Source organism: Pseudomonas sp. TMW22090, from assembly GCF_022496665.1.
Taxonomy (GTDB): domain Bacteria; phylum Pseudomonadota; class Gammaproteobacteria; order Pseudomonadales; family Pseudomonadaceae; genus Aquipseudomonas; species Aquipseudomonas gregormendelii.
Genome location: NZ_SCFH01000002.1, coordinates 405,526 through 430,741, shown reverse-complemented (window position 1 = coordinate 430,741; position 25,216 = coordinate 405,526). Strand labels below are relative to the sequence as shown.

The following is a 25,216-nucleotide window of genomic DNA, read 5'->3' as shown; positions in this document are numbered from 1 at the left end:
CGGGTTTTTCGCCCGTCGAGTTATCACGATTTATTTAACTCTCCGTGAGGATTTGGCGATCACACTCAGCCTAGGCTGTGTTCCATGAAAGGCCCCCTGGATTTTTGGAGACGAGCATGTTTTCACGACGGCAGTTTCTCGTAGCGAGCGGCGGGCTGGGGGTTGCAGCCCTGGCGGTCGGTGTATTGCCCAAATTTGCCGGTCGCTGCTCATTCATTGGCGATTTCATTGGCGATGCCAATGCCGCAGAGGTCTTCGAAGTGACGCACAGCGACAGTGAATGGCGTGCCCTGCTGAGCGACGAGCAATACGAAATACTTCGCGAAGAGGGCACTGAGCGCGCCTACAGCAGTGCGCTGAACGATGAGCACCGGGACGGTACGTTCGCCTGTGCCGGTTGTGACCTGGCGCTGTTTTCCTCGGCCACCAAATTCGACAGCCGCACCGGCTGGCCGAGCTTCTGGGCGCCGCTGGACAACGCGGTGGGCATTCGCCAGGACCGTTCATTCGGCATGGTGCGCGAGGAGGTGCACTGCCGACGATGTGGCGGTCACCTGGGGCATGTCTTCGATGACGGGCCCCAACCCACTGGCCAGCGTTACTGCATGAACGGCCTGGCGATGAAGTTCACGCCGGCTTGATCTTTCGTTTCGGGAGCTAGACCCATGAAATTATCCTTCACCTGGCGTCGCACACTGCTGGGCCTGGCCGCTGCCGGCGTTATCGGTCAATGCTCGGCCTTCTCCCTGGGCACCGGGGACGCAGTGGTCATTCCACCTCCGGCACTCGACCCAACCACCCAGGCCCGCAGTGAAACCGCAGTATTCGCCGGCGGCTGTTTCTGGGGCGTGCAGGGTGTGTTCCAGCACGTCAAGGGCGTTAAAAAAGCCGAGTCGGGATACGCCGGCGGTAGCGCCGATACCGCTCGCTACGAGCGAGTGAGCGACGGCGACACCGGGCACGCGGAAGCTGTCGAAGTCACGTTTGACCCGACTCAGGTCAGCTACGGCACCCTGCTGCAAATCTACTTCTCGGTGGCCCACAACCCCACCGAACTCAATCGCCAGGGGCCGGACAGCGGCACTCAGTATCGATCGGCGATTTTTACCCGCAGCGGCGAGCAGCAAAAGGTCGCCCAGGCGTACATCGCCCAGCTCGACGCCGCGCATTCGTTCAGCAAACCGATCGTGACCAGGCTGGAAAGCTACAACGGCTTCTACCCGGCTGAGGATGAACATCAGGACTTCCTGACGGAACATCCCACCTATCCCTACATCGTCATCAACGACTTGCCGAAAGTAGCGCAGTTGAAACAGCTGTTTGCGGATCGATATCAGGAGAAACCGGTGCTGATCAAGGGCGGGTCGTAACCTTAGGCCTGCACATCGGTCAGGCGCTTGCCCATTTCGAACGCGCGCATTTCAAACCCCAGTTCTTCATAGAGGCGCTGCGCCGGCGCGTTGAAGCCCCACACGGTCAAACGCAAATCCGCCGCGCCCTGGTCGAGCGCCCAGGCTTGGGCCTGCGCCATCAGTGCGCGGCCAACGCCCTGGCCTCTGGCCGCCTGGTCAACACAGACCGAACCGATGCGCCCGACTCGCTGCGGTTGCATCAGCGAGCCCTTCGATTCGGTGACTTGCACGGTGATGAAACCTATCACCGTCGCAGCCTGTTCGGCGAGGAACACCGCGTGATTTTCGCCCTCGAGGCTGGGGCGCCAGAAGTCACTGTCGCGGGCGAAATCCCCGGTAGAGGGTGCGTAGATGTCCGGCCGGTGCTGGTGGTGCAGGCTGTTGAGTTGCTGGCCCAATCTGCAAATGGCCAGCAAATCCTGGGAAGTGGCTCGGCGGTAAAGGGTAGGGGAAGTCATGGGCTGTCCTTGGCGTGTTGATGAAGCGAGATGCTCGACGCAGACACTAAACATCGTCGCTCTCCCTGTCGATCAGGTCACCGCGCAGACTAGTGCATGCCGGGCTTGACTGGCTACTGCTTGCCCCATCGCTGCATGGCGCATTGCCTACCAAGCCAAAATCAGTAGTGATACCGGCACATCACAACCCGAAGCTCTCCGTCCTCAACTGAATATACGAGGCGATGTTCTGCCGTGATTCGCCGGGACCAAAAGCCGCTCAAATTGTGTTTGAGCGGCTCAGGCTTCCCAAGTCCGGTGAAAGGCTCGCGCTGAATTGATTTGATCAGCAGGTTGATTCGCTTGAGGCCTGCCTTGTCATTGTGTTGGAACCACAGATAGTCGTCCCAACCTTCAGGAGTGAACTCGATATTCATTCTTCAATGAGTTGCCTGGCTTTGGTTTTTCCTGCGCGCAAATTGCCGATCGATTTGATCAGGCGCTCGGCATTGGCTGGAGAGCGCAGTAAATATGCTGTCTCCTCCAAAGCGTTGTATTCCGCCAGGGACATCATCACCACCGGCTCACCTTTTTGACGAGTCACCAGCAATGGGGCACGGTCTTCGTTCACTCGATCCATTGTTTCGGCCAAGTGCGCTCGAGCTGTCGTGTAGTTGATGGTTTGCATGTTGTAGTCCTCGCCTGAAGCAAAGAACGTACAGAAATGAGTACAGGATGGCAAGATAATACCTCTGAGTGGTCGCTACGCAAACGGTGCATTTGCGTATGAGCTGAGTATCACCCGATAGCCGCTGAGACGTTTCTGCTAGTGATGTAGGCCTTTTCCGATAAATGCGCCATCCTGCATTCCGCCAGGATCAGGTCGGTTTCTGACTGGGACGCTCTTACATATTCCTTTGTAGGCGTGAGCCTGCTCGCGATACAGACGACCCGGGCCCCCGTCAGTCCTCTTGCGGCGCCACCATCCGCGTCTTCGGCAGGCCGTTTGAATTGTGTTGATAAATCGCCTGGGGCTGACCCTGTTCGTTAAAGAACACCTGCCCGATCCCCGCCGAATTCCACAGCCGTTCACCCGCTTCAGCATGCTCCGGCACATGCGGCACAATGCGCATCAGCCGACGCTTGGTCAGCCAGTTCAGCGGCGAGCGCGGTGAGTAGAGCCAGCGGTTGAGCCGGTCGAACCACTCCAGCAGCCTCGGCGGAAACTCGTTCTTGATGCCACTGCTGGTGACCTGCCAGATGCGCGGCCCGCCCTTGCGGTGTCGGATAAATACCTCGTAGACGAAGGAATAATGCACATCCCCCGACAGGACCACGTAATTACCCGGCGTGCGCGAGTGTCGGAAAATATTCAGGATCACCTGCGCCGCGCCACGATGGGCCATCCAGTTTTCCGCATCCACCAGCAGCGGAAAACCGCACCAGCTGAACACTTTCTGCACCGTCTCGATCAGCTTCACACCAAAGATCGGCGCCGGCGAGACGATGATCGCCGAGGGGTGATCCAGCAGTTCCTGCTGCAACTCGCTGAGCGCTTCCCAGTCGAGCAAGCCCGAAGGCTGCTTCAGCGTCATCTCGCTGCGCCAGCGCCGGGTGCGGGTATCAATCACCACCAGCGCCGGGCTGGTGGGCAGCACGTAATGCCACTGCTGAAACTTCAGCAGGTCATCGATCAGGTCGTCCTGCACCGGGCTGTCCAGGTAACGGTCCTGCCCGGTGGCGCTGAACTGTGCCGTTTTCTTCAGCAGATCCTTGAACGCGTCCGGGTTATTGCCCCAACCCTGACACAGCATGTAGGCAATCAACGCATTGCCGATGATCCGCTTGGAGAACGGATGCCCGTAGGCCGTTTCCTCCCACTGCGCGGAGAGGTTCCAGTCATCGGTAATATCGTGGTCATCGAAAATCATCAGGCTCGGCAAATGCGCCAGCGCCCGGGCCACACGCCCCAAGCCAGCTTTGAAACCATCGATGCGCGTCTGCTCCAGCGCATACCGCTCACGGCGCTCTGCAGTCAGCACCGGCGGCTGTGGCGCAATCAGCGTCCAGGCCGTCGGCGACCACACCAGCAGGTACATCGCCATCACCTCGGCAAACGTCACCAAATGATTGTCGGCGCTGCTGCTGGTGAAAATCGGCTTGCGCGCCCCACCGAAAAATCGCTCACGCAACGTCTCGTTGCTCTCAAGCGCCGGTAACAAATCCGCTCGGTGGTAATAACTGGCCGGGTGCTCATAAAGCCTGGCGCTGTCGCTGACCACCGCGCCTTCGAGGTGTTCCTCGAACAGCCCCAACCGCTCGATCAGCGCATGAATCGCCCGCAGCGTCGGCCCGGCGACGTCATCGGCATACACCTGGTCGCCCGTCATCATCAACAACGCGGGACGTTGCTGCGGCTCGTGTTCGGTCGCCAGCAACTGATCGACACAGAGCAAACCGTCGGCAGCAGGATGATGCGGCTTGCGGCAGGAACCGTGCAGCAACTGATCGACCCGCGAGCGCAACACAAAATTCGGTCGCAGCGCGCCGCCATACAACAGATGCGGCGCCCAGTCGGCAATGCCGGCGCCGTCAATCAACACGTCATATTCGATCAGCGTGTCGCAGGGCAGGGCGCTGTCGAGGGGCACGTCGATCAAATGCACGAAAGCATGGCTGCCCACCGCAATCACCGTGCACTGCGTGGCATCGAGGCGGATGTCGGCGACACCCTGCAAACGCAGGGTCAGCTCCAGCTCCCGCGACCCCACCAGCCACAGCACCAGCCGCGTGGGCTCCAGGCGCCGCAACAGCGGGCCGGCGAGAACCGGTGGCAGGGAGTGAAGATCGGCGGTTGGTGGCAGCGGTACGGACATCCGGTCAAGGCTCTTGGTGCGCAGAGGCGGGCGATGATAACGCAGGTGGCGGCGGACAGCGAAAGCATCGCGGCATCGCCGCGGGCACTTGTTGCGGTGCCGCGTGCCCAAACTCGGCGTATCGCGGATCCTGGCGATCCTGCCCGGGTTCAATGGCGTGTTGATGACCGCGATATTTGCGGCGGTCAGCGTTCGGGCGATTGAAGTGGCGGTGAAGGCCACGGCGGGGGAGGAGTAGGTAAGCCTGCGGCGACATGCTTAGATAGGCATTTAAACCATAGGGAATGGCACATGATCGACTTCAACAACAAAGGCTTCTTCAAGCTCAAGCAAAACGACGAATACGCCGAACGGGTTACCGCACTGCTATTGGAGGGGGAGCAGGTCATCGACTCCTACAAATCCATGCGCGACGGCGTGGTGTTTACCAACAAACGCATCATCGCAGTCAACGTCCAGGGGCTGACGGGCAGCAAGAAAGACTTCACCTCATTGCCGTACAAGAACATCGTGGCGTACTCGGTGGAAACGTCGGGAACCTTCGATCTGGATTCGGAACTGGAGATCTATTTTTCGTCGCTGGGCAGGGTGAAATTCGAATTCACCGGGCGCACCTCGATGGTGGAAATCTCCAAGTTGATTTCTCAGCACCTGCTCTGAAGCGGGTGCATCCCCCGAAAAGATGGGGGCTGGCACCATTCGCGCCCGCCCCCGAATCAGGGGGAGCCCCACTGCACAACCCTGGCCCCCCAGCAGACAACCAAAAATCCAGACCCCAAACACCACCCCTGTGGGAGCGGGCTTGCCCGCGATAGCGCCAGATCATCCACGACAAACCCAAATGACCCAGCACCATCGCAAGCCCACCCTCAGACTAACCCCCAGAATTCCCCCGCTCCCGCATCAAAACCTTCACCGAATCATCAACCAACGCCTTACCCATAGCCACCAGATAATACGCAGCCCAAGCATGCCGCCCATTGTCCTTCGCATAAGCCGCATCCTCAGTCAGCGACTTGGCAAGGCAAAGAAAATCCGAAGCCATCGACAACGCATCACTAATGGGCACGCCACCCATGACGTGAAACATCGCTTGATTACCGAGGTAGATCGCGGGTGTGAAGCCGATGGTTTTGAGTTCTGGATTGTCGGTCATTTGCCACCTCCGGTGATGGAGAGGGCGTGTGGGAGGGTGGATGGTGAGGCGTTACGCAACCGGGAGCCGCGTAGAGGGGAAAGCCAAATTTTGTACGGATTTATACTGCGCATGATGAAGCTCCAAGGTTGGAAAACCGAAAATCCAGTAAACCGGCACGTCCGAAGACGTCCCACGCACAGCCCCCATAGATCACGACTGCGAGAGTAAAAACTCCTGCGAACGTGAGTAAGGCACTGATGCGCTTCCAGATTTGATCGGGTTTCCAAGCCCGGCCGCTGAGTTGGTAGCGACGGTGGAAGGGTAGCGTGCAGGCCATTTCCCTGCAACCTTTAAAACATCCTGTTTCAGGCGCATTCATTGGAGATCGGCCACCTCAGGAACAGTGAAGATGCACTTGTCGCCATTTAAGAATATTCCGATGACTATATGTATTTAAAAATACAAATAGCGTTTCTAACGCTAGTTGCGAAATTTCATCAGCGACGAGGGGGAAGCCACACTTCGTACGGTTTGATTCTGCGCATTATCCAACTCCTTGATTTGAGGAGCTGCCACGAGCCTTCTCACGGGCTTGAATGACAGCCGTGCGCGGGGTGAGAAACCGGCAATCAAGGCAACCGGCAGACCCTAAGGGCTCCCATGCACAGCCGCCATAAAGCCATATCGCACACGAAAAAACGCGACGACGTGTTTAGGGGCGCTTTGCGCCTTGATTGATTCGGGCTCTCACACCCGGCCGCTGAATTGGCAGTAAAGGGGGGGGGAATCCCCCAGCTTCGCTTCCTGCAACTCCGTTATTCGGGCTCTATCCACCGCAGATCAGTAGCGGCGAGCAAATTGAAGGGAACCAAAACACCCTGCGTAAAGTGGTTGTTGTGCAAATCAAAGTCAGAAATTCCACGCAGGTCGGGTTCAAGTGTGACAGATCCAGTCATGCTTAAAAGGTAGTCGTAATGTTTAAGAGTTTTCTGATGTTGCTTTCTGTGATCTTGCATTTGCCAACTTTTTAAGTGGGGATGAAAGAATGTGTGGGTAAGTAGGCTTTTGATTTATGTCTAGAGTGAGCGTAATGTGATAGGCGTTGTTGTTTTTGTTGGTTACGATGCTGAAATTATTAATTGACGGTGTTGTTAATATGAAAATATTTAGTTGTTTCAAGCCTACAAAGGGCGGGCTAGATGACGGTCATGTATCAAACTCATTTATAAAAACAGTTAAAAACGAATTGAAGTCTACCAACTTCAGTAGCGAGACCAGAAAGTGCATCAGTACGTTGGAAATTGCAAGGAGTGTTGCTTCGTCCCAAGGGACTAAGGGGGCTGCAGGTAAAGTAAATACTATTGACGAGCTGTTGGTAAGTGGTAAAAACAAGCTTGATAGACAGGAGTATATAGAAGGATACAAAGCCCCCTCCCAAACTGAACAACAAAAACGGGCCGACTTTAAAGCACAAGCAGCGGCTGATAAGTTAGCTGATGCATACTGTCGTAACTAATATTCCGGTGGGAGGTAAAGCCTTATAAGGCTTTTGCTCGCACCCTGAAGATGTTAATGGATGGCGGAGAGTTGTATAACATTTCCCGCCTCTGGTCGGCGCTAACTGAGGCGGGGGTGATCATTCGAGGCGTGGGCATGCGGTGTTGTTTATCAGTTATTTGAAAGCCGTCATTTGCGTGCCGATAATAACTGGCTGCCTTGGTCCAGTATCTATCTCGGAGCGCAATAAAATAGATGCTCCGAGATGACGGCTGAGCGCAAGCTTGATTGTGTTCAGTGCTCGTTTTAACGGTGTCTGAGGCTGTTATGAATGTGCCGAGTTTTAAGTGTATTGAATCAACTCTCGGAACACGTTTGTTAAAAGTTCGTATGAAGCTTATAAATTATTTGTGCAAAGAACTGGACGCAGCATATCGTGCGCCTTCTCATATTTTGAGGTTGCTTTGTAATGCCACTTATTAATAATGTTGGTAGTTTTGTCCCGCTCCAAAATGCTAGTCGTTTTACCCCGCCAGGAAACGTAAATAATCGGGGGGCTTCATTATCTGGCGTGTCAGGTTGTCTTGTTCGTGCCTCCAATGCAGTGGTGAGTTTAGTTTCTGAAGGTAACCTCTTTCGTCTTAAATCTAATGATAAAGATAGGATTTTTCTGGGGGGTAGTTCTTTCGAACGAAAAACAACCAATGTAACTCATGATCTGCAATGCCTGAAACAGCGATGTGTTAGCACGCTTGAAGCTTGCCGTTACGGTAAGCTTTTCGGCGCTTAATAAATGTCTTTGAGGTAGTTCTGCAGCATCAGAATCGGTGCTTCCAGTTGCTGCAAAGTCTGCGCATCATAAAAATCCACCGACAGCCTTTGCAGTTCGCGCCCCAAGGGTTTATCCACGCCCCCCAAGGCATCCAGTGCCAACGCCAGGCATTGGTCGACCCTCAACTGGATTGCAGCGACATCCCCTTGGCGCACCAGTAAACCAAATACCTCGCGCTCGTAATCGCTCATGATCGGATCGTCGCGCAGAATCGGGCTCGAGCCTTCCGTCTCATACGCGAGCTTCAGGCAAAACAGGGAGACGGTTTCCAGGAGCAATTCCATGGGGGGAATCCTTTTGAAATTTTTCACCGGGTGTGGGAGCGATGGGGAAGAGCAGGATCAAAAGATCGCAGCCTTCGGCGGCTCCTACGGGGGTGGTGGGGTAGCTTTATCGCAGGCGAAAAAAAAGGCCTTGCTAAGCAAGGCCTTTCTCAATTTTGGTGCCCCGAGGGAGACTCGAACTCCCACTTCTTGCGAAAACGGATTTTGAATCCGCCGCGTCTACCAATTCCGCCATCAGGGCTCAATGGCGGCGAAGTATAGAGATGAGATTACCGTTGGTCAATCACGTTTCATGGAGAATTTTTGATATTTCCGCTAGACTTCCCGGCCCTGCTAGACGAACCCCATCATGCGCGTTGCTGACTTTACTTTCGAGCTCCCTGATTCGCTGATTGCTCGCCATCCATTGGCTGAGCGTCGCAACAGTCGCCTGTTGACCCTTGATGGGGTCAGCGGCGCCCTGGCACACCGTCAATTCACTGATTTGCTTGAGCATTTACGCCCGGGCGACTTGATGGTGTTCAACAATACCCGGGTGATTCCGGCGCGGCTGTTTGGCCAGAAAGCTTCCGGCGGCAAGCTGGAAATTCTGGTTGAGCGGGTGCTCGACAGTCATCGCGTGCTGGCCCATGTGCGGTCCAGCAAGTCGCCCAAGCCTGGGTCGAAGATCCTCATCGATGGCGGTGGCGAGGCCGAGATGCTGGCCCGTCACGATGCGTTGTTCGAGCTGGGGTTTAGCGAGGAGGTGTTGCCTCTGCTGGACCGAGTCGGGCACATGCCGTTGCCTCCTTATATAGACCGCCCGGATGAAGGCTCGGATCGCGAGCGTTATCAGACGGTGTACGCCGAGCGCCTGGGCGCGGTGGCGGCGCCGACGGCGGGGCTGCATTTTGATCAGCCGCTGCTGGAGGCGATTGCCGCCAAGGGCGTCGAGACGGCGTTCGTGACCCTGCACGTGGGTGCGGGAACGTTCCAGCCGGTGCGCGTCGAGAAGATCGAAGATCACCACATGCACACTGAATGGCTGGAAGTCGGCCAGGATGTGGTCGATGCGGTGGCGGCCTGTCGCGCTCGCGGTGGGCGCGTGGTGGCGGTGGGGACCACCAGCGTGCGGTCCCTGGAAAGTGCCGCGCGCGATGGCGTGCTCAAGCCGTTCAGTGGCGATACCGACATCTTTATCTACCCGGGGCGGCCGTTTCATGTGGTCGATGCCCTGGTCACCAACTTCCATTTGCCCGAATCCACGCTGCTGATGCTGGTTTCGGCGTTCGCCGGTTATCCCGAAGCCATGGCCGCTTATAAAGCCGCCGTGGAGCATGAATACCGTTTTTTCAGCTACGGTGATGCGATGTTTATCACCCGTAACCCCGCACCACGTGGCCCTGAGGACAAAGAATGAGTCGCCAAAGTCGTATGTCGTTTGAGTTGCTTGCCACAGACGGCAAGGCGCGTCGCGGTCGCCTGACCTTCCCGCGCGGTACCGTCGAGACCCCGGCGTTCATGCCGGTGGGCACGTACGGCACCGTGAAGGGCATGCTGCCGCGGGATATCACCGCCACCGGCGCGGAAATCATTCTGGGCAACACGTTTCACCTGTGGCTGCGCCCTGGCACCGAAGTGATCAAGAAGCACGGCGACCTGCACGATTTCATGCAGTGGAAAGGCCCGATCCTGACCGATTCCGGTGGTTTCCAGGTGTTCAGCCTGGGCGCCATGCGCAAGATCAAGGAGGAGGGCGTAACCTTCGCCTCCCCGGTGGATGGCGCCAAGGTGTTCATGGGGCCGGAAGAGTCGATGCAGGTCCAGCGTGACCTGGGCTCGGACATCGTGATGATTTTTGACGAATGCACGCCGTACCCGGCTGACGAAGACGTCGCGCGCATTTCCATGGAGCTGTCGTTGCGCTGGGCCCAGCGTTCGAAGAATGCCCATGGCGACAATACGGCGGCGTTGTTCGGGATCGTTCAGGGCGGCATGCACCAGGATCTGCGCATGCGCTCCCTGGAAGGCCTGGACAAGATCGGCTTCGACGGCCTTGCCATTGGCGGTCTGTCGGTGGGCGAACCCAAGCACGAGATGATCAAGGTGCTGGATTATCTGCCGGGCCAGATGCCGGCTGACAAACCTCGTTACCTTATGGGCGTTGGCAAACCGGAAGATCTGGTTGAGGGTGTGCGCCGCGGTGTGGACATGTTCGATTGCGTGATGCCAACCCGTAATGCCCGCAATGGGCATCTGTTCATTGATACAGGCGTGCTGAAGATCCGCAACGCGTTCCATCGCCATGATGATTCGCCGCTGGATCCGACCTGCGATTGCTATACCTGCCAGAACTTCTCCCGTGCTTATCTGCACCATCTGGACAAGTGTGGCGAAATGCTGGGTAGCATGTTGAATACCATCCACAATTTGCGCCATTACCAGGTGCTTATGGCTGGTTTGCGCGAGGCTATTCAACAGGGTACATTGGCCGCCTTTGTCGATGCCTTCTACGCCAAACGCGGGCTTCCCGTTCCGCCTTTGGACTGAGTTTTCTGACCCCAAGATTCAACATTTGCAACTGGAGTGCTAAATGAGCTTTTTTATCTCTAACGCCATGGCTGACGCTGCTGCACCTGCTGCAGGCCCAATGGGCGGCGGCTTTGAGTGGATTTTCCTGGTCGGTTTCCTGGTCATCTTCTACCTGATGATCTGGCGTCCACAGGCCAAGCGCGCCAAAGAGCAGAAGAACCTGCTGAGCAGCCTGCAAAAAGGCGACGAAGTTGTGACCACTGGCGGCATCGCCGGCAAGATCACCAAAGTGGCTGATGATTTCGTGGTTCTGGAAGTTTCCGACACTGTCGAAATGAAGTTCCAGAAAGGCGCCATCGCCGCCACGCTGCCAAAAGGCACGCTCAAAGCGATCTAAGTTTCAACTTCTACTCAATCGACGGGGCGCGCAAGGCGCCCCGCGTCATAAGCGGGCGGCGTGATGCTGAACAAATACCCTCTGTGGAAATACATTCTGATCCTGGCGGTGCTGGCGGTCGGTCTGATTTATTCCGCTCCCAATCTTTATCCTGATGACCCGGCCATTCAGGTCAGCGGTGCAAGCACTGCGCTGCAGGTCAATCAGGCTGATCTGGATCGAGTGAGCGCTGCGCTCAAGGCATCCGGGATCAACGTCAAGGCGACCTCGCTGACGGCGGGTGGCAAGGGCGGTCTGATTCGCCTGGTGAAGGCTGAAGACCAACTGCCGGCCAAGGACGTTGTGCGCAAGGCGTTGGGTGATGACTACGTCGTTGCACTGAACCTGGCACAAACCACCCCGCAATGGCTGCGCAGCCTGGGCGCGCACCCGATGAAGCTGGGTCTGGACTTGTCCGGTGGTGTGCACTTCCTGCTGGAAGTGGACATGGACAAAGCCCTCGATGCCCGCCTGAAAGTCTACGAAGGCGACGTCAAGAGCCTGTTGCGCAAAGAGAAGCTGCGCTATCGCAGCCTGCCGCAACTCAACGGTGCCATTCAGCTGGGTTTCACTGATGAAGCTTCCCGCGAGCAGGCCCGTGCACTGATCCGCAAGAACTTCAACGATTTCGATATTGTTCCGGCCGACCTCAATGGTCAGGCGGTGCTGCGTCTGGCGATGACCCCGGCCAAGCTGGCGGAAATCCGCGAATACTCCATCAAGCAGAACCTGACCACGGTACGTAACCGCGTCAACGAGCTGGGTGTTGCCGAACCGATCGTGCAGCGCCAGGGCGCCAACCGCATCGTGGTTGAGCTGCCAGGCGTGCAGGACACGGCTGAAGCCAAGCGTATCCTGGGCAAGACGGCCAACCTCGAGTTCCGTCTGGCTGCAGAGCCGGGCGCTTCGAAAGCCACTTCGGAAACGTTCGAGTTCCGTGAAGGCAATCGTCCATCGGCACAGATCGAGCGTAGCCTGATCATCACCGGTGACCAGGTGACTGACGCCAAGGCTGGCTTCGGCGAGCAAGGCACGCCAGAAGTGAACATCCGCCTGGATGGCCACGGTGGCGAGCTGATGAGCCGTGCGACCCGTAACAACGTCGGTCGCAGCATGGCGGTGATCTTCATCGAGCAGCGTCCTGTTACCACTTACACCAAGCAAGTGGTCGACGGCGTCGAGAAAGACGTGGCGGTGCAGACCTTCAAGGAAGAGAAGAAGATCATCAGCCTGGCGACCATTCAGTCGCCACTGGGTGCCCAGTTCCGTATCACCGGCCTGAACGGCCAGGGCGAGTCCTCCGAGCTGGCACTGCTGCTGCGTGCCGGTGGCCTGGCTGCCCCGATGTACTTCGCTGAAGAACGCACCATCGGCCCGAGCCTGGGTGCGGACAACATCACCAAGGGTATCGATGCGTCGCTGTGGGGCATGCTGTTTGTCTCCCTGTTCATTATCGCCATCTACCGCTTCTTCGGCATCATCGCCACCGTCGCTCTGGCAGTGAACATGGTGTTGCTGCTGGCGCTGATGTCGCTGCTGGGTGCTACGCTGACCCTGCCGGGTATCGCCGGTATCGTATTGACCATGGGTATGGCGGTAGACGCCAACGTGCTGATCTTCTCGCGGATTCGTGAAGAGATTGCGGCGGGCATGACCGTCCAGCGGGCAATCAACGAAGGCTTCGGCCGGGCATTTACTGCGATTCTCGACGCCAACCTGACGACGTTGCTGGTCGGCGGGATTCTCTTCGCCATGGGCACCGGCCCGGTCAAGGGCTTCGCAGTGACCATGTCCCTCGGGATCTTTACCTCGATGTTCACGGCCATCATGGTGACCCGCGCGATGGTCAACCTGATCTTCGGCGGTCGTGACTTCAAGAAGTTGTGGATTTAAGGGGCTGCCATGTTACGTACAATCAACTTCATGGGCGTTCGCAACGTTGCGTTCGGCGTCACATTGTTCCTCTCGTTGCTGGCCTTGTTCAGTGTCGCGACCAAGGGCATGAACTGGGGCCTGGACTTCACTGGCGGTACGCTCATCGAGCTGACCTACGAGCGTCCGGCCGATGTCACCAAGGTGCGCGAGCAGCTGGTTTCCTCGGGTTATCACGACGCCATCGTGCAGAGCTTCGGTGCAACTACCGATTTGCTGGTGCGCATGCCCGGCGAAGACCCGCAGCTGGGGCATCAGGTCGCTGAAGCGCTGCTGAAGGTTGGCGGCGACAACCCGGCGGCGGTCAAGCGTGTCGAGTTCGTCGGCCCGCAGGTCGGTGAAGAACTGCGCGACCAGGGCGGCCTCGGCATGCTGATGGCGCTCGGCGGCATCCTGATCTACCTGGCTTTCCGCTTCCAGTGGAAGTTCGCGGTCGGCGCCATCCTGTCGCTGATCCACGACGTGATCGTGACCATCGGTATCCTGTCGTTCTTCCAGATCACCTTCGACCTGACGGTATTGGCGGCGGTGCTGGCGATCATTGGTTACTCGCTCAACGACACCATCGTGGTATTCGACCGGGTTCGAGAGAACTTCCGGGTGCTGCGCAAGGCGACGCTGATCGAGAACATCAACATCTCGACCACCCAGACCCTGTTGCGGACCATGGCTACTTCGATCTCCACGTTGCTGGCGATTGCGGCGCTGTTGTTCTTCGGTGGTGACAACCTGTGGGGCTTCTCCATTGCGCTGTTTATCGGTGTTCTGGCGGGTACCTACTCGTCGATCTACATCGCTAACGTGGTGCTGATCTGGCTGAACCTGAGCACCGAGGATCTGATTCCTCCGGTGGCTACCGATAAGGAAGTCGACGACCGCCCATAACGGCCATCGTCTTCCAGCTGTCGGCCTAAAAGGCGCGAGTATTGAACTCGCGCCTTTTTTTATGCTCCAAGGCTGGGAGAAGCGCGGGCGTTGTCCCGCCTATGATGGTCAGGAGGTTCATGTGAACAAGTCGTTGCTGGTTGGTGCGGTATTGGGTGCTGTCGGTGTGACTGCCGGGGGTGCTGTTGCCACCTACAGCCTGGTTAAAAGCGGCCCTGAGTATGCGCAAGTTCTAGCCGTTGACCCGGTCAAGAAACAGATCAAGACGCCACGTGAAGTGTGCAAGGACGTAGCCGTGACCCGCCAGGCGCCGGTCAAGGATCAACACCAGATCCTCGGTACCGCCATTGGCGCAGTGGCCGGTGGTTTGCTGGGTAATCAGGTCGGCGGCGGCACCGGCAAGAAGATTGCCACCGTAGCTGGCGCCGTTGGCGGCGGTTATGCCGGCAACAAGGTGCAGGAAGGCATGCAGAACCGTGATACCTACACCACTACCCAGACTCGCTGTAACACGGTGAATGACATCAGCGACAAGGTCGTGGGCTATGACGTCCGTTATTCGCTGGATGGCAAGGAAGGCAAGGTGCGGATGGATCGCGATCCAGGCAACCAGATTCCGGTCGATAAGGAAGGCAAGCTGGTGCTGTCACAGAACGAACCGGCTCAGTAAGTCGCCCGGCTGCAGATTGAAAAAAGCACTCGATTAGAGTGCTTTTTTTGTGCCTCGAATATGCGGATGCCACCAATGCCCTGTAGGAGCGAGCCTGGTCGCGAATAACTACCAGTAACCGCGTTCATTCTGGAAGCCCGCGCTGCCGTTGACGGCCATCGCGAGCGAGCTCGCTCCTATATGGGGTGGTGGTAAGCGCGGAGTCGGATTGCAGGCATAAAAAAAAGCACCCCGAAGGGTGCCTTTTTTTCGTCGCTTGAAGCTTAGCGCTTCAGCGAAGCTGGCAGGTGCGGCTGGATCGCCGTCAGCACTGCCTTGAAGCACTTGGTGTTGCCGGCAACGATGTGGCCTTTTTCAAGGAAGTCGTGGCCGCCGGTGAAGTCGCTCACCAAACCGCCTGCTTCCTGGATCAGCAGCGCGCCTGCAGCCATGTCCCACTCGGACAGGCCCGACTCCCAGAATGCATCGAAACGACCGGCAGCGACATAGGCCAGGTCAAGGCTCGCCGAGCCGGCGCGGCGGATGCCGGCGGTCTGGCCAACCAGGGCGCGGAACATGCCCAGGTAGTTGTCGAGGTTGTCCATCTGGTCATCACGGAACGGGAAGCCGGTGCCCAGCAGGGCGCCGTCCAGGCTGGTGCGGCCGCTGACGCGCAGGCGACGACCGTTCAGTTGGGCGCCGCGACCACGGCTGGCGGTGAATTCTTCCTGGCGAACCGGGTCCAGAACCACTGCGTGTTCCAGGCGGCCACGGTATTTGCAGGCAATGCTGACTGCAAAGTGCGGGATGCCGCGCAGGAAGTTGGTGGTGCCGTCCAGTGGATCGATGATCCACAGGTATTCTTCGCCTTCGATACCGGTGCCGGCGTGCATGCCGGTTTCTTCACCCATGATCGAGTGATTCGGGTAGGCCTTGCGCAGCGCGTCGATGATTTTCTGCTCGGCAGCACGATCTACCTCGGATACGTAATCCTTGGCGTCTTTTTCGTCGACCTTGATGGTATCCAGGCGCTCGATGGAGCGGAAGATCAATTCACTGGCGCTGCGGGCGGCGCGCAGCGCGATATTCAGCATGGGCTGCATGGATGTGTCACCTAAGGTTGTTAAAGAAAGCCGGGCATTCTATCAGAAAGTTTCTACAGGTGAAGGACGACGTTCGCTTTCATAGCTTAACGGTAGTAGGCGCTGTAAGATTCGGCTCCCCTTTATTGTGTTCGAGAGCGCCTCCCTTGCTGCAAAACATTCGTGTCGTCCTGGTCAATACCAGCCATCCCGGGAACATCGGCGGGGCTGCGCGTGCCATGAAGAACATGGGCCTGTCGCGGCTGGTGCTGGTTGAGCCACGGTTGTTCCCGCACCACGAGGCCGATGCCCGGGCTTCCGGCGCCGGGGATATCCTGGAAAACGCCCAGGTTGTCGCCACCCTGGAAGATGCCCTGGTGGGCTGCAACCTGGTGCTCGGCACCAGCGCCCGCGACCGGCGCATCCCCTGGCCACTGCTCGATCCGCGCGAATGCGGGACGAAAGTGGTCGAGGAGGCCGGGCAGGGCGCCGAGATCGCCCTGGTGTTCGGTCGTGAAGATTCCGGCCTGACTAACGAAGAGCTGCAGCGATGTCATTATCACGTGCACATCCCATCAGACCCTGAGTTCAGTTCGCTGAACCTCGGGGCCGCGGTGCAGGTGTTGAGTTATGAAGTGCGCATGTCCTGGCTCGCGGCTCAAGGCCAGCCGAGCAAGGTCGAGAAGGATGAGGTGGCTTCCACTAAAAGTGGCGAGCTGGCGACCATGGATGAGCTGGAGCGATTCTATGAGCACCTGGAGCAGACCCTGGTGGCCATCGAATTCCTCGATCCGGAAAAACCGCGGCACTTGATGGCGCGCCTGCGTCGGTTGTACGGACGAAGCTCGGTCAGCCGGGCGGAAATGAATATATTGCGTGGCATCCTCACGGAAACCCAGAAAGCGGCCCGTGGTGAGCTTCTAAAGCGGAAGGATTAAAAATGTTCGAGCGTTTGCGTGAAGATATCCAGAGTGTTTTCCATCGTGATCCGGCAGCGCGCAACGCCTTCGAAGTCCTGACCTGCTATCCGGGCATGCATGCCATCTGGATCCATCGGCTGGCGGCGGCCCTGTGGCGCGCCGAGCTGAAGTGGCTGGCGCGGCTGGTGTCGAACTTTGGTCGCTGGTTGACCGGTATCGAGATTCATCCGGGGGCCAAGGTCGGGCGTCGGTTCTTTATCGACCACGGCATGGGCATTGTCATTGGTGAAACCGCCGAGATCGGCAACGATGTCACGCTGTACCAGGGCGTGACCCTGGGTGGCACCAGCTGGAACAAAGGCAAGCGCCACCCGACCCTTGAAGACGGCGTGGTGGTTGGCGCCGGCGCCAAGGTGCTGGGGCCGTTCACTGTGGGCGCGGGGGCCAAGGTGGGTTCCAATGCCGTGGTGACCAAGGCCGTGCCGCCAGGCGCGACAGTGGTGGGGATTCCGGGGCGGATCATCGTCAAGACCGATGAAGAGCAGGATGCCCGGCGCAAGGCCATGGCCGAGAAGATCGGCTTTGATGCCTACGGCGTTGGCGAAGACATGCCCGACCCGGTAGCTCGCGCCATCAACCAGTTGCTGGATCATCTGCAGGCAGTGGATGGGCGCCTGGAGGGGATGTGCGGCGCGCTGAAGGATCTGGGCAGTAATTACTGTGCGAAAGATCTGCCTGAGCTGCGCGAAGAAGATTTCGCGTGCGTGAAGGACAAGGATCAGAGTCAGGCCGGCTAAACCCGGCCGACTTCATCGCGGGCAAGCCCGCTCCCACAGGGTCTCGGATGATGCACAGATTGTGCGCTCACCGAAAACTCCTGTGGGAGCGGGCTTGCCCGCGATTGAAGTCGACTCGGTACCTCTGGCTGTTAATGGCCAGCCTTTGCTATGATACCGCCGCTCTTTTGCGGGTAATCCTGACTAAAGTACTAGGTCTTATAGTTGACTTAAATACTCGGGAATTGCATACTCGCCCCATTCCGAACTCCGTGGTAACTGTCCATGCGACTGACTACAAAAGGCCGATACGCCGTGACCGCCATGCTCGACCTGGCGTTGCACGCGCAGCACGGGCCGGTGTCCCTGGCCGATATCTCCGAGCGCCAAGGCATCTCCCTGTCCTACCTCGAGCAGCTTTTCGCCAAGCTGCGTCGTAGCAACCTGGTTTCCAGCGTTCGCGGTCCGGGCGGCGGCTACCAGCTGTCGCGCGACATGCAGGGCATCCAGGTAGCCCAGGTGATCGATGCGGTGAACGAATCGGTCGACGCCACCAAGTGCCAGGGCCAAGGGGATTGCCATCAAGGCGATACCTGCCTGACCCACCACCTGTGGTGCGACTTGAGCTTGCAGATCCACGAATTTCTGAGCGGTATCAGCTTGGCTGATCTTGTCACTCGCCGTGAGGTACAAGAAGTAGCCCAGCGTCAGGACCAGCGTCGTTGCAACAGCAAGGCGCCGCGCCTGGACAAGATTGAAGCGTCCGCCGTCGAATGACAGCCAAAGAGCTAGCGGCACGCCAGCCAGCCTGATTTAGGAGATAGTCCATGAAATTGCCGATTTACCTTGATTACTCTGCGACCACCCCGGTTGATCCGCGGGTAGCGCAAAAAATGAGTGAATGCCTGCTGGTCGACGGAAACTTCGGTAACCCGGCGTCCCGTTCCCACGTGTTTGGCTGGAAAGCCGAAGAATCGGTCGAAAACGCTCGCCGTCAGGTTGCCGACCTGGTTAATGCCGACCCACGTGAAATCGTCTGGACCTCCGGTGCCACCGAGTCCAACAACCTGGCAATCAAGGGCGCGGCGCATTTCTATGCGACCAAGGGCAAACACCTGATCACCACCAAGATTGAGCACAAGGCTGTCCTCGACACCATGCGCCAACTGGAGCGTGAAGGTTTCGAAGTGACCTATCTCGAGCCTCAGACTGATGGTCTGGTAACGCCGGCCATGATTGAAGCAGCACTGCGTGATGACACCATCCTGGTGTCGGCCATGCACGTGAACAACGAAATCGGCACCATCAATGACATCGAAGCCATCGGCGAACTGCTGCGTTCTAAGGGCATTCTGTTCCACGTTGACGCGGCTCAGTCCACTGGCAAGGTCGAGATCGACCTGCAGAAGCTGAAAGTCGACATGATGTCGTTCTCGGCGCACAAGACCTATGGCCCTAAAGGTATCGGCGCGCTGTACGTCAGCCGCAAGCCGCGTGTGCGCATCGAAGCGACCATGCACGGGGGCGGTCACGAACGTGGCATGCGCTCCGGCACCCTGGCGACCCACCAGATCGTCGGCATGGGTGAAGCCTTCCGTGTAGCCAAGGAAGACATGGCTGCCGAAAACGTGCGCATCAAAGCCCTGAGCGACCGCTTCTTCAAACAGGTCGAAGGCCTGGAAGAGTTGTACGTCAACGGCAGCATGACCGCCCGCGTTCCGCACAACCTGAACCTGAGCTTCAACTACGTCGAAGGCGAGTCGCTGATCATGGCGCTCAAGGACCTGGCGGTTTCGTCCGGTTCGGCCTGCACCTCGGCATCCCTTGAGCCTTCGTACGTACTGCGCGCCCTGGGCCGCAACGACGAACTGGCACACAGCTCGATTCGCTTCACCTTCGGTCGTTTCACCACCGAAGAAGAAATCGACTACGCCGCGCAGAAAGTCTGCGAGGCCGTTACCAAGCTGCGCACTTTGTCGCCGCTGTGGGACATGTACAAAGACGGTGTCGACATTTCGAAAATCGAGTGGGCGGCACACTGATTTCAAGTCGCCGCAAACCGGCCCTGCCAACCTTCGGGCAGCAGGGCTCAAGAGCGACTCTCTGATGAGTGAGGATTAAGAATCATGGCTTACAGCGAAAAGGTCATCGACCACTACGAGAACCCGCGCAACGTCGGCAAGATGGACGCGGAAGACCCTGATGTCGGCACCGGCATGGTCGGCGCTCCGGCGTGCGGCGACGTGATGCGCCTGCAGATCAAGGTCAACGAGCAAGGCATCATCGAAGACGCCAAGTTCAAGACCTACGGTTGCGGTTCGGCGATCGCCTCCAGCTCCCTGGCGACCGAGTGGATGAAAGGCAAGACTCTGGATGAAGCAGAGACCATCAAGAACACTCAGCTGGCTGAAGAGCTGGCGCTGCCACCGGTAAAAATTCACTGCTCCGTGCTCGCTGAGGACGCCATCAAGGCGGCCGTTCGCGACTACAAGCAGAAGAAAGGCTTGATCTAAGCATTGGGCGACGAGTAAGGAGTCAACGATGGCTATCAGCATGACAGAAGCGGCTGCTCGACACGTGCGACGCTCCCTTGACGGGCGCGGCAAAGGTGAGGGGATTCGTCTGGGTGTTCGCACCACGGGCTGTTCCGGCCTTGCCTACGTGCTGGAGTTTGTCGACGAGGTGGTTGCAGAGGACCAGGTGTTCGAGAGTCACGGCGAGAAAGTGATCATCGACCCCAAGAGCCTGTCCTACCTGGACGGCACCGAGCTCGACTTCGTCAAGGAAGGGTTGAACGAGGGCTTCAAGTTCAACAACCCCAACGTGCGCGGTGAATGTGGCTGCGGCGAAAGCTTCAATATCTGAGGCTGATCGTGGGTACTCCTTGTCATTTCGCTTTATTTGAGCTGCAGCCGAGTTTCAACCTGGACCTCGACCAGCTGGCCACGCGCTACCGTGAGTTGGCGCGCGGTGTTCATCCGGACCGCTTTGCAGACGCTTCCGAGCGCGAGCAGCGGCTGGCGCTGGAGCAATCCGCGAGCCTCAACGAGGCCTACCAGACGCTCAAGAACCCCCCGAAGCGCGCGCGATACCTGCTCGCCATGGGTGGTCGCGAGTTGCCGCTGGAGGTCACGGTGCATGATCCGGAGTTCCTCCTGCAGCAGATGGAGCTGCGTGAAGAGCTCGAAGACCTGTCCGATCTGGACGGTGTTGCAGCGTTCAAGCGCCGCCTGAAGCTCGCCCAGGATGAACTGAACCAAAGCTTCGCAGCCTGTTGGGATGATGCAGCGCACCGTGATCAGGCCGAACGCCTGATGCGACGCATGCAGTTTCTCGACAAGCTCACCTACGAAGTGCGCCAGTTAGAAGAGCGCCTCGACGATTAACCCAGTGCCGCTCCGGTCGCACGCCTGATATACAGATAAGTCCTGATAACGATGGCCCTACTGCAGATCGCCGAACCCGGCCAAAGTCCTCAACCGCACCAGCGTCGTCTGGCTGTGGGGATCGACTTGGGCACTACCAATTCGCTGGTCGCTGCATTGCGCAGTGGTCTTTCCGAGCCCCTGGCCGATGCTGACGGGCAGGTCATCCTGCCGTCCGCCGTGCGCTACCACGCCGACCGTGTCGAAGTGGGCGAGTCGGCCAAGCTGGCTGCCGCCACCGATCCCCTGAACACCGTGCTGTCGGTCAAGCGCTTGATGGGTCGTGGTCTGTCCGACGTCAAGCAACTGGGCGACCAACTGCCGTACCGCTTTGTCGGTGGCGAGTCGCACATGCCGTTCATCGAGACGATCCAGGGGCCGAAAAGCCCGGTTGAAGTCTCTGCCGATATCCTCAGGGTGTTGCGCGAGCGCGCTGAAGCGGCCCTGGGTGGCGAGCTGGTCGGCGCGGTGATTACCGTTCCTGCCTATTTCGATGATGCCCAGCGCCAGGCCACCAAGGATGCGGCCAAGCTGGCCGGCCTTAACGTGCTGCGCCTGCTCAATGAGCCAACGGCGGCTGCGGTGGCCTACGGTCTGGATCAGCATGCCGAAGGCCTGGTCGCCATTTATGACCTGGGCGGCGGCACCTTCGATATTTCGATCCTGCGCCTCACCGGCGGTGTGTTTGAAGTGCTGGCCACCGGTGGCGACAGCGCCCTGGGCGGCGATGACTTCGATCACGCGATTGCCGGCTGGATCATCGAGAGCGCCGGTTTGTCTGCCGATCTCGACCCGGGTGCGCAACGCAGCCTGCTGCAAACCGCCTGCGCGGCCAAGGAAGCGCTGACCAATGCGGCATCGGTTGAAGTGGCCTATGGCGACTGGAAAGCCGAACTGAGCCGTGAAGCCTTCAATGCGCTGATCGAGCCGATGGTCGCTCGCAGCCTGAAAGCCTGTCGCCGGGCGGTGCGCGACTCGGGTATCGAGCTTGAAGAAGTGCACGCAGTGGTTATGGTCGGCGGTTCGACTCGTGTGCCGCGTGTTCGCGAAGCAGTGGCCGAAGCCTTTGGTCGTCAGCCCCTGACTGAAATCGACCCGGATCAAGTGGTGGCCATCGGTGCCGCGATCCAGGCCGATACCCTGGCAGGCAACAAGCGCGATGGTGGTGAGTTGCTGCTGCTGGACGTGATTCCGTTGTCCCTGGGCCTGGAAACCATGGGCGGCCTGATGGAGAAGGTGATTCCGCGTAACACCACCATCCCCGTTGCCCGTGCCCAGGACTTCACCACCTACAAAGATGGCCAGTCGGCCATGGCGATCCATGTGCTGCAGGGTGAGCGCGAGCTGATCAGCGACTGCCGTTCCCTGGCGCGCTTCGAGCTGCGCGGCATTCCGGCCATGGTGGCGGGTGCGGCGAAAATTCGCGTGACCTTCCAGGTCGATGCCGACGGCCTGCTCAGCGTTTCGGCCCGTGAATTGGGTTCGGGCGTGGAAGCCAGCATCCAGGTCAAGCCGTCCTACGGCCTGACCGACGGCGAAATCGCCAAGATGCTCAAGGATTCGTTCCAGCATGCCAATGACGACAAGGTGGCCCGCGTACTGCGCGAGCAGCAGGTCGACGCCCAGCGCCTGATCGAGGCGGTGCAGGCGGCCCTTGAGGTCGATGGCGAGCGCCTGCTCGACGCCGAAGAGCGCATGGTCATCGACATGCAGGTTCAGGAACTGACCGAACTGATGAAAGGTACCGATGGTTACGCCATCGAGCAGCAGACCAAGCGTCTGTCGCAAGTGACCGATGCCTTTGCTGCCCGCCGTATGGATTTGACGGTGAAAGCCGCTCTGTCGGGGCGCAATCTGAATGAAATCGAGGATATCTGATGCCGCAGGTCATTTTTCTGCCCCACGACAAATTTTGCCCGGAGGGCATGGTGGTCGAGGCTGAGCCGGGTACTTCCATCCTGGATCTGGCGCACGAGCACCACATCGAGATGGAAAACGCCTGCGGCGGCGTCTGTGCCTGCACGACCTGCCACTGCATCATCCGCGAGGGTTTTGACTCGATGGAAGAGGCTGACGAGCTGGAGGAAGACTTCCTCGATCGCGCCTGGGGCCTGGAAGCGCAATCGCGCCTGGCGTGCCAGGCTATTGTTGGTGAAGAAGACATCACCGTCGAGATCCCGAAGTATTCGCTCAACCACGCTGCCGAAGCGCCGCACTGATTGGTATTACTGTCATGAGTTATGGTTGGAATGATGTTCAGCGCATTGCAGAAGAACTGGCCGAATCCAAGCCGGATGTCGATCCAATGTCGGTCAATTTCGTAGACCTGCAGCGATGGATCATGGAACTTCCCGATTTTGACAACACCTCCGGCCGCTGTGGCGAGAAGGTGTTGGAAGCGGTTCAGGCGCTTTGGATCGAAGAAGCCGACTGATCGTCCTCGCAGGTTAGGCAATACCCAAGAACCCGCGTATAATTCGCGGGTTTAATTTTTCACAAATTATCGTTTCTGGAGTTACACCATGGCTGTTCAACGTACTTTCTCCATCATCAAGCCTGACGCTGTTGCAAAAAACGTCATCGGCGAGATCACCACTCGTTTCGAAAAAGCCGGCCTGCGCGTTGTAGCTTCGAAACTGAAGCAGCTGTCCAAAGCCGAAGCCGAAGGCTTCTACGCTGAGCACAGCGCTCGTGGTTTCTTCGGCGACCTGGTTGCTTTCATGATCTCCGGCCCGGTTGTTGTCCAGGTTCTGGAAGGCGAAAACGCTATCGCTCTGAACCGTGAGCTGATGGGCGCTACCAACCCTAAAGAAGCTGCTGCCGGCACCATCCGTGCTGACTTCGCTGATTCGATCGATGCCAACGCTGTACACGGTTCGGACTCCGAAGCCGCTGCTGCTCGCGAAATCTCGTACTTCTTCGCAGCTACTGAAGTAACCACTCGCTAAGCATTGGCTTAAGAGTGAAGGTGAATCCATGACTACATCGACTGTAAAAACCAACCTGCTGGGTCTGACTCAACAGGAAATGGAAAAATTCTTCGACTCGATCGGGGAGAAGCGTTTCCGTGCCGGTCAGGTAATGAAATGGATTCACCACCTTGGCGTCGATGATTTCGACGCCATGACGAACGTCAGCAAGGCCTTGCGCGACAAGCTCAAGGCTATTGCCGAAGTTCGCGGTCCTGAAGTCGTCAGCGAGGACATCTCCACCGACGGTACCCGTAAATGGGTCGTGCGTGTGGCGTCCGGCAGCTGCGTCGAGACCGTCTACATTCCCCAGGGCAAGCGCGGCACTCTGTGCGTTTCGTCCCAGGCTGGCTGTGCCCTGGACTGCAGCTTCTGCTCCACCGGCAAGCAAGGTTTCAACAGCAACCTCACCGCCGCCGAAGTCATCGGCCAGGTGTGGATTGCCAATAAATCGTTTGGCAGCATCCCGGCGACCGCCGACCGTGCCATCACCAACGTGGTGATGATGGGCATGGGTGAGCCGCTGCTGAACTTCGACAACGTCGTGGCCGCCATGCATCTGATGATGGATGACCTGGGCTACGGGATCTCCAAGCGCCGCGTGACCCTGTCCACTTCGGGCGTGGTGCCGATGATCGATGAGCTGTCCAAGCACATCGACGTGTCCCTGGCGTTGTCCTTGCACGCACCCAATGACGCATTGCGTAATCAACTGGTGCCGATCAACAAGAAGTATCCGCTTAAGATGCTGCTTGAGTCGTGCCAGCGCTACATGTCGTCCCTGGGCGAAAAGCGCGTGCTGACTATCGAGTACACCTTGCTCAAGGACATCAACGACAAGGTCGAGCACGCGGTCGAGATGATCGAGTTGCTCAAGAACATCCCGTGCAAGATCAACCTGATTCCGTTCAACCCGTTCCCGCATTCCGGCTACGAACGCCCGAGCAACAACGCGATTCGCCGTTTTCAGGATCAGCTTCACCATGCCGGCTTCAATGTCACCGTACGCACCACCCGCGGTGAAGACATTGATGCCGCGTGTGGCCAATTGGTAGGGCAGGTGCTGGATCGCACCCGTCGCAGCGAACGTTATATCGCCGTGCGCGAGTTGAGCGCCGAAAACGATATCGCACAGAACGCCGCGAAATAAAGTAA

At 58.3% G+C, this 25,216-nt stretch carries 29 protein-coding genes, 1 tRNA gene and 1 pseudogene; 23 read left to right on the top strand and 8 right to left on the bottom strand.

Going from position 1 to position 25,216, the window contains the following annotated elements; all coding sequences use genetic code 11:
* Positions 1-116 precede the first annotated feature (116 nt).
* Positions 117-641 carry a peptide-methionine (R)-S-oxide reductase MsrB gene (gene msrB, locus EQV97_RS08085; protein ID WP_122837608.1) on the top strand — a complete coding sequence of 175 codons (525 nt, stop codon included), beginning with the start codon at positions 117-119 and terminating at the stop codon, positions 639-641.
* A 24-nt stretch (positions 642-665) separates the two neighbouring features.
* On the top strand, positions 666-1,370 hold the full coding sequence (gene msrA, locus EQV97_RS08080; protein WP_122837609.1) for a peptide-methionine (S)-S-oxide reductase MsrA: 705 nt from the start codon (positions 666-668) through the stop codon (positions 1,368-1,370).
* A 2-nt stretch (positions 1,371-1,372) separates the two neighbouring features.
* Here the strand turns inward: msrA and EQV97_RS08075 are convergent, their stop codons facing one another.
* From EQV97_RS08075 to EQV97_RS08060, 4 genes are all read right to left on the bottom strand, one after another.
* Entirely contained in the window at positions 1,373-1,870 is a 498-nt protein-coding gene (locus tag EQV97_RS08075; protein WP_122837610.1) for a GNAT family N-acetyltransferase, read from the bottom strand.
* 161 nt (positions 1,871-2,031) lie between these two features.
* A complete protein-coding gene (locus tag EQV97_RS08070; protein WP_240888787.1) occupies positions 2,032-2,286 on the bottom strand; it encodes a Txe/YoeB family addiction module toxin in 255 nt (84 codons plus the stop codon).
* Entirely contained in the window at positions 2,283-2,537 is a 255-nt protein-coding gene (locus tag EQV97_RS08065) for a type II toxin-antitoxin system prevent-host-death family antitoxin (RefSeq protein ID WP_082069261.1), read from the bottom strand. Before EQV97_RS08065 ends, EQV97_RS08070 begins: the two co-directional genes overlap by 4 nt.
* Before the next feature lie 274 nt (positions 2,538-2,811).
* Positions 2,812-4,725 carry an alkaline phosphatase family protein gene (locus EQV97_RS08060; RefSeq protein ID WP_240888786.1) on the bottom strand — a complete coding sequence of 638 codons (1,914 nt, stop codon included), beginning with the start codon at positions 4,723-4,725 and terminating at the stop codon, positions 2,812-2,814.
* Positions 4,726-4,828: 103 nt separating this feature from the next.
* Between EQV97_RS08060 and EQV97_RS08055 the strand changes: the two are divergent.
* A pseudogene (locus EQV97_RS08055) lies at positions 4,829-4,963 on the top strand (two pore domain potassium channel family protein); the annotation flags it as partial.
* Between the two features lie 53 nt (positions 4,964-5,016).
* The gene (locus tag EQV97_RS08050; protein WP_045062660.1) at positions 5,017-5,385 is read left to right on the top strand and encodes a PH domain-containing protein; all 369 of its coding nucleotides are present in this window, start codon (positions 5,017-5,019) and stop codon (positions 5,383-5,385) included.
* Positions 5,386-5,599: 214 nt separating this feature from the next.
* Here the strand turns inward: EQV97_RS08050 and EQV97_RS08045 are convergent, their stop codons facing one another.
* A complete protein-coding gene (locus EQV97_RS08045; protein ID WP_240888785.1) occupies positions 5,600-5,881 on the bottom strand; it encodes a DUF3077 domain-containing protein in 282 nt (93 codons plus the stop codon).
* A 1,105-nt stretch (positions 5,882-6,986) separates the two neighbouring features.
* Between EQV97_RS08045 and EQV97_RS08040 the strand changes: the two genes are divergently transcribed.
* Positions 6,987-7,379 carry a hypothetical protein gene (locus EQV97_RS08040; protein WP_240888784.1) on the top strand — a complete coding sequence of 131 codons (393 nt, stop codon included), beginning with the start codon at positions 6,987-6,989 and terminating at the stop codon, positions 7,377-7,379.
* A gap of 767 nt (positions 7,380-8,146) precedes the next feature.
* Here the strand turns inward: EQV97_RS08040 and EQV97_RS08035 are convergent.
* Both EQV97_RS08035 and EQV97_RS08030 read right to left on the bottom strand, forming a co-directional pair.
* Entirely contained in the window at positions 8,147-8,476 is a 330-nt protein-coding gene (locus EQV97_RS08035; RefSeq protein WP_122837615.1) for a hypothetical protein, read from the bottom strand.
* Positions 8,477-8,632: 156 nt separating this feature from the next.
* Positions 8,633-8,717, bottom strand: a tRNA-Leu gene (locus tag EQV97_RS08030).
* 108 nt (positions 8,718-8,825) lie between these two features.
* Between EQV97_RS08030 and queA the strand changes: the two genes are divergently transcribed.
* From queA to EQV97_RS08000, 6 genes are all read left to right on the top strand, one after another.
* On the top strand, positions 8,826-9,875 hold the full coding sequence (gene queA, locus EQV97_RS08025; RefSeq protein WP_122837616.1) for a tRNA preQ1(34) S-adenosylmethionine ribosyltransferase-isomerase QueA: 1,050 nt from the start codon (positions 8,826-8,828) through the stop codon (positions 9,873-9,875).
* A 14-nt stretch (positions 9,876-9,889) separates the two neighbouring features.
* Complete coding sequence (tgt, locus tag EQV97_RS08020) at positions 9,890-11,005, top strand: tRNA guanosine(34) transglycosylase Tgt (protein WP_163019375.1); 1,116 nt, start codon at positions 9,890-9,892, stop codon at positions 11,003-11,005.
* A gap of 43 nt (positions 11,006-11,048) precedes the next feature.
* Positions 11,049-11,384, top strand: a complete 336-nt coding sequence (gene yajC / locus EQV97_RS08015; protein ID WP_007982729.1) for a preprotein translocase subunit YajC — start codon at positions 11,049-11,051, stop codon at positions 11,382-11,384.
* 63 nt (positions 11,385-11,447) lie between these two features.
* Complete coding sequence (secD, locus tag EQV97_RS08010) at positions 11,448-13,316, top strand: protein translocase subunit SecD (RefSeq protein WP_122837617.1); 1,869 nt, start codon at positions 11,448-11,450, stop codon at positions 13,314-13,316.
* Positions 13,317-13,325: 9 nt separating this feature from the next.
* Positions 13,326-14,240, top strand: a complete 915-nt coding sequence (secF, locus tag EQV97_RS08005; RefSeq protein WP_122837618.1) for a protein translocase subunit SecF — start codon at positions 13,326-13,328, stop codon at positions 14,238-14,240.
* A gap of 121 nt (positions 14,241-14,361) precedes the next feature.
* The gene (locus tag EQV97_RS08000; protein WP_045061576.1) at positions 14,362-14,910 is read left to right on the top strand and encodes a glycine zipper 2TM domain-containing protein; all 549 of its coding nucleotides are present in this window, start codon (positions 14,362-14,364) and stop codon (positions 14,908-14,910) included.
* Positions 14,911-15,173: 263 nt separating this feature from the next.
* Here EQV97_RS08000 and suhB read toward each other — a convergent pair whose 3' ends face one another.
* Complete coding sequence (suhB, locus tag EQV97_RS07995; RefSeq protein ID WP_008014726.1) at positions 15,174-15,992, bottom strand: inositol-phosphate phosphatase; 819 nt, start codon at positions 15,990-15,992, stop codon at positions 15,174-15,176.
* Between the two features lie 146 nt (positions 15,993-16,138).
* Here suhB and trmJ point away from each other — a divergent pair, with 146 nt between their 5' ends.
* From trmJ to rlmN, 12 genes are all read left to right on the top strand, one after another.
* On the top strand, positions 16,139-16,909 hold the full coding sequence (gene trmJ / locus EQV97_RS07990; RefSeq protein ID WP_122837619.1) for a tRNA (cytosine(32)/uridine(32)-2'-O)-methyltransferase TrmJ: 771 nt from the start codon (positions 16,139-16,141) through the stop codon (positions 16,907-16,909).
* Between the two features lie 2 nt (positions 16,910-16,911).
* Positions 16,912-17,688: a serine O-acetyltransferase gene (gene cysE, locus EQV97_RS07985; RefSeq protein ID WP_045057716.1), complete on the top strand. Its 777-nt coding sequence runs from the start codon at positions 16,912-16,914 to the stop codon at positions 17,686-17,688.
* 264 nt (positions 17,689-17,952) lie between these two features.
* Positions 17,953-18,444, top strand: coding sequence for a Fe-S cluster assembly transcriptional regulator IscR (gene iscR / locus EQV97_RS07980; RefSeq protein ID WP_007903581.1), 492 nt, complete (start codon positions 17,953-17,955; stop codon positions 18,442-18,444).
* A gap of 50 nt (positions 18,445-18,494) precedes the next feature.
* Positions 18,495-19,709: an IscS subfamily cysteine desulfurase gene (locus EQV97_RS07975; RefSeq protein ID WP_045057717.1), complete on the top strand. Its 1,215-nt coding sequence runs from the start codon at positions 18,495-18,497 to the stop codon at positions 19,707-19,709.
* 84 nt (positions 19,710-19,793) lie between these two features.
* Positions 19,794-20,180, top strand: coding sequence for a Fe-S cluster assembly scaffold IscU (gene iscU / locus EQV97_RS07970; RefSeq protein WP_003443374.1), 387 nt, complete (start codon positions 19,794-19,796; stop codon positions 20,178-20,180).
* Between the two features lie 28 nt (positions 20,181-20,208).
* Positions 20,209-20,532, top strand: coding sequence for an iron-sulfur cluster assembly protein IscA (gene iscA, locus EQV97_RS07965; protein WP_028620147.1), 324 nt, complete (start codon positions 20,209-20,211; stop codon positions 20,530-20,532).
* Positions 20,533-20,540: 8 nt separating this feature from the next.
* Positions 20,541-21,053 carry a co-chaperone HscB gene (gene hscB, locus EQV97_RS07960; RefSeq protein ID WP_122837620.1) on the top strand — a complete coding sequence of 171 codons (513 nt, stop codon included), beginning with the start codon at positions 20,541-20,543 and terminating at the stop codon, positions 21,051-21,053.
* 51 nt (positions 21,054-21,104) lie between these two features.
* Positions 21,105-22,970 (top strand): Fe-S protein assembly chaperone HscA, encoded by a 1,866-nt coding sequence (gene hscA, locus EQV97_RS07955; RefSeq protein ID WP_122837621.1) that lies wholly within the window; start codon positions 21,105-21,107, stop codon positions 22,968-22,970.
* Positions 22,970-23,311, top strand: coding sequence for an ISC system 2Fe-2S type ferredoxin (gene fdx, locus EQV97_RS07950; RefSeq protein WP_045057720.1), 342 nt, complete (start codon positions 22,970-22,972; stop codon positions 23,309-23,311). Before hscA ends, fdx begins: the two co-directional genes overlap by 1 nt.
* A 14-nt stretch (positions 23,312-23,325) precedes the next feature.
* The gene (iscX, locus tag EQV97_RS07945; protein WP_122837622.1) at positions 23,326-23,526 is read left to right on the top strand and encodes a Fe-S cluster assembly protein IscX; all 201 of its coding nucleotides are present in this window, start codon (positions 23,326-23,328) and stop codon (positions 23,524-23,526) included.
* An 88-nt stretch (positions 23,527-23,614) separates the two neighbouring features.
* On the top strand, positions 23,615-24,040 hold the full coding sequence (gene ndk / locus EQV97_RS07940) for a nucleoside-diphosphate kinase (protein WP_007916882.1): 426 nt from the start codon (positions 23,615-23,617) through the stop codon (positions 24,038-24,040).
* 28 nt (positions 24,041-24,068) lie between these two features.
* Complete coding sequence (gene rlmN / locus EQV97_RS07935) at positions 24,069-25,211, top strand: 23S rRNA (adenine(2503)-C(2))-methyltransferase RlmN (RefSeq protein ID WP_225570637.1); 1,143 nt, start codon at positions 24,069-24,071, stop codon at positions 25,209-25,211.
* The last annotated feature ends 5 nt before the right edge of the window (positions 25,212-25,216 follow it).

What these genes read in the sequence shown, in the direction of transcription:
- fdx (WP_045057720.1), top strand. Translation starts at nt 22,970, where the DNA reads ATGCCGCAGGTCATTTTTCTGCCCCACGACAAATTTTGCCCGGAGGGC.
- msrB (WP_122837608.1), top strand. Translation starts at nt 117, where the DNA reads ATGTTTTCACGACGGCAGTTTCTCGTAGCGAGCGGCGGGCTGGGGGTT.
- EQV97_RS08060 (WP_240888786.1), bottom strand. Translation starts at nt 4,725, where the DNA reads ATGTCCGTACCGCTGCCACCAACCGCCGATCTTCACTCCCTGCCACCG.
- queA (WP_122837616.1), top strand. Translation starts at nt 8,826, where the DNA reads ATGCGCGTTGCTGACTTTACTTTCGAGCTCCCTGATTCGCTGATTGCT.
- EQV97_RS08040 (WP_240888784.1), top strand. Translation starts at nt 6,987, where the DNA reads ATGCTGAAATTATTAATTGACGGTGTTGTTAATATGAAAATATTTAGT.
- secF (WP_122837618.1), top strand. Translation starts at nt 13,326, where the DNA reads ATGTTACGTACAATCAACTTCATGGGCGTTCGCAACGTTGCGTTCGGC.
- EQV97_RS08035 (WP_122837615.1), bottom strand. Translation starts at nt 8,476, where the DNA reads ATGGAATTGCTCCTGGAAACCGTCTCCCTGTTTTGCCTGAAGCTCGCG.
- iscX (WP_122837622.1), top strand. Translation starts at nt 23,326, where the DNA reads ATGAGTTATGGTTGGAATGATGTTCAGCGCATTGCAGAAGAACTGGCC.
- EQV97_RS08065 (WP_082069261.1), bottom strand. Translation starts at nt 2,537, where the DNA reads ATGCAAACCATCAACTACACGACAGCTCGAGCGCACTTGGCCGAAACA.
- iscR (WP_007903581.1), top strand. Translation starts at nt 17,953, where the DNA reads ATGCGACTGACTACAAAAGGCCGATACGCCGTGACCGCCATGCTCGAC.
- iscA (WP_028620147.1), top strand. Translation starts at nt 20,209, where the DNA reads ATGGCTATCAGCATGACAGAAGCGGCTGCTCGACACGTGCGACGCTCC.
- EQV97_RS07975 (WP_045057717.1), top strand. Translation starts at nt 18,495, where the DNA reads ATGAAATTGCCGATTTACCTTGATTACTCTGCGACCACCCCGGTTGAT.
- yajC (WP_007982729.1), top strand. Translation starts at nt 11,049, where the DNA reads ATGAGCTTTTTTATCTCTAACGCCATGGCTGACGCTGCTGCACCTGCT.
- EQV97_RS08050 (WP_045062660.1), top strand. Translation starts at nt 5,017, where the DNA reads ATGATCGACTTCAACAACAAAGGCTTCTTCAAGCTCAAGCAAAACGAC.
- secD (WP_122837617.1), top strand. Translation starts at nt 11,448, where the DNA reads ATGCTGAACAAATACCCTCTGTGGAAATACATTCTGATCCTGGCGGTG.
- iscU (WP_003443374.1), top strand. Translation starts at nt 19,794, where the DNA reads ATGGCTTACAGCGAAAAGGTCATCGACCACTACGAGAACCCGCGCAAC.
- EQV97_RS08075 (WP_122837610.1), bottom strand. Translation starts at nt 1,870, where the DNA reads ATGACTTCCCCTACCCTTTACCGCCGAGCCACTTCCCAGGATTTGCTG.
- tgt (WP_163019375.1), top strand. Translation starts at nt 9,890, where the DNA reads ATGTCGTTTGAGTTGCTTGCCACAGACGGCAAGGCGCGTCGCGGTCGC.
- hscA (WP_122837621.1), top strand. Translation starts at nt 21,105, where the DNA reads ATGGCCCTACTGCAGATCGCCGAACCCGGCCAAAGTCCTCAACCGCAC.
- suhB (WP_008014726.1), bottom strand. Translation starts at nt 15,992, where the DNA reads ATGCAGCCCATGCTGAATATCGCGCTGCGCGCCGCCCGCAGCGCCAGT.
- ndk (WP_007916882.1), top strand. Translation starts at nt 23,615, where the DNA reads ATGGCTGTTCAACGTACTTTCTCCATCATCAAGCCTGACGCTGTTGCA.
- msrA (WP_122837609.1), top strand. Translation starts at nt 666, where the DNA reads ATGAAATTATCCTTCACCTGGCGTCGCACACTGCTGGGCCTGGCCGCT.
- cysE (WP_045057716.1), top strand. Translation starts at nt 16,912, where the DNA reads ATGTTCGAGCGTTTGCGTGAAGATATCCAGAGTGTTTTCCATCGTGAT.
- EQV97_RS08045 (WP_240888785.1), bottom strand. Translation starts at nt 5,881, where the DNA reads ATGACCGACAATCCAGAACTCAAAACCATCGGCTTCACACCCGCGATC.
- rlmN (WP_225570637.1), top strand. Translation starts at nt 24,069, where the DNA reads ATGACTACATCGACTGTAAAAACCAACCTGCTGGGTCTGACTCAACAG.
- EQV97_RS08070 (WP_240888787.1), bottom strand. Translation starts at nt 2,286, where the DNA reads ATGAATATCGAGTTCACTCCTGAAGGTTGGGACGACTATCTGTGGTTC.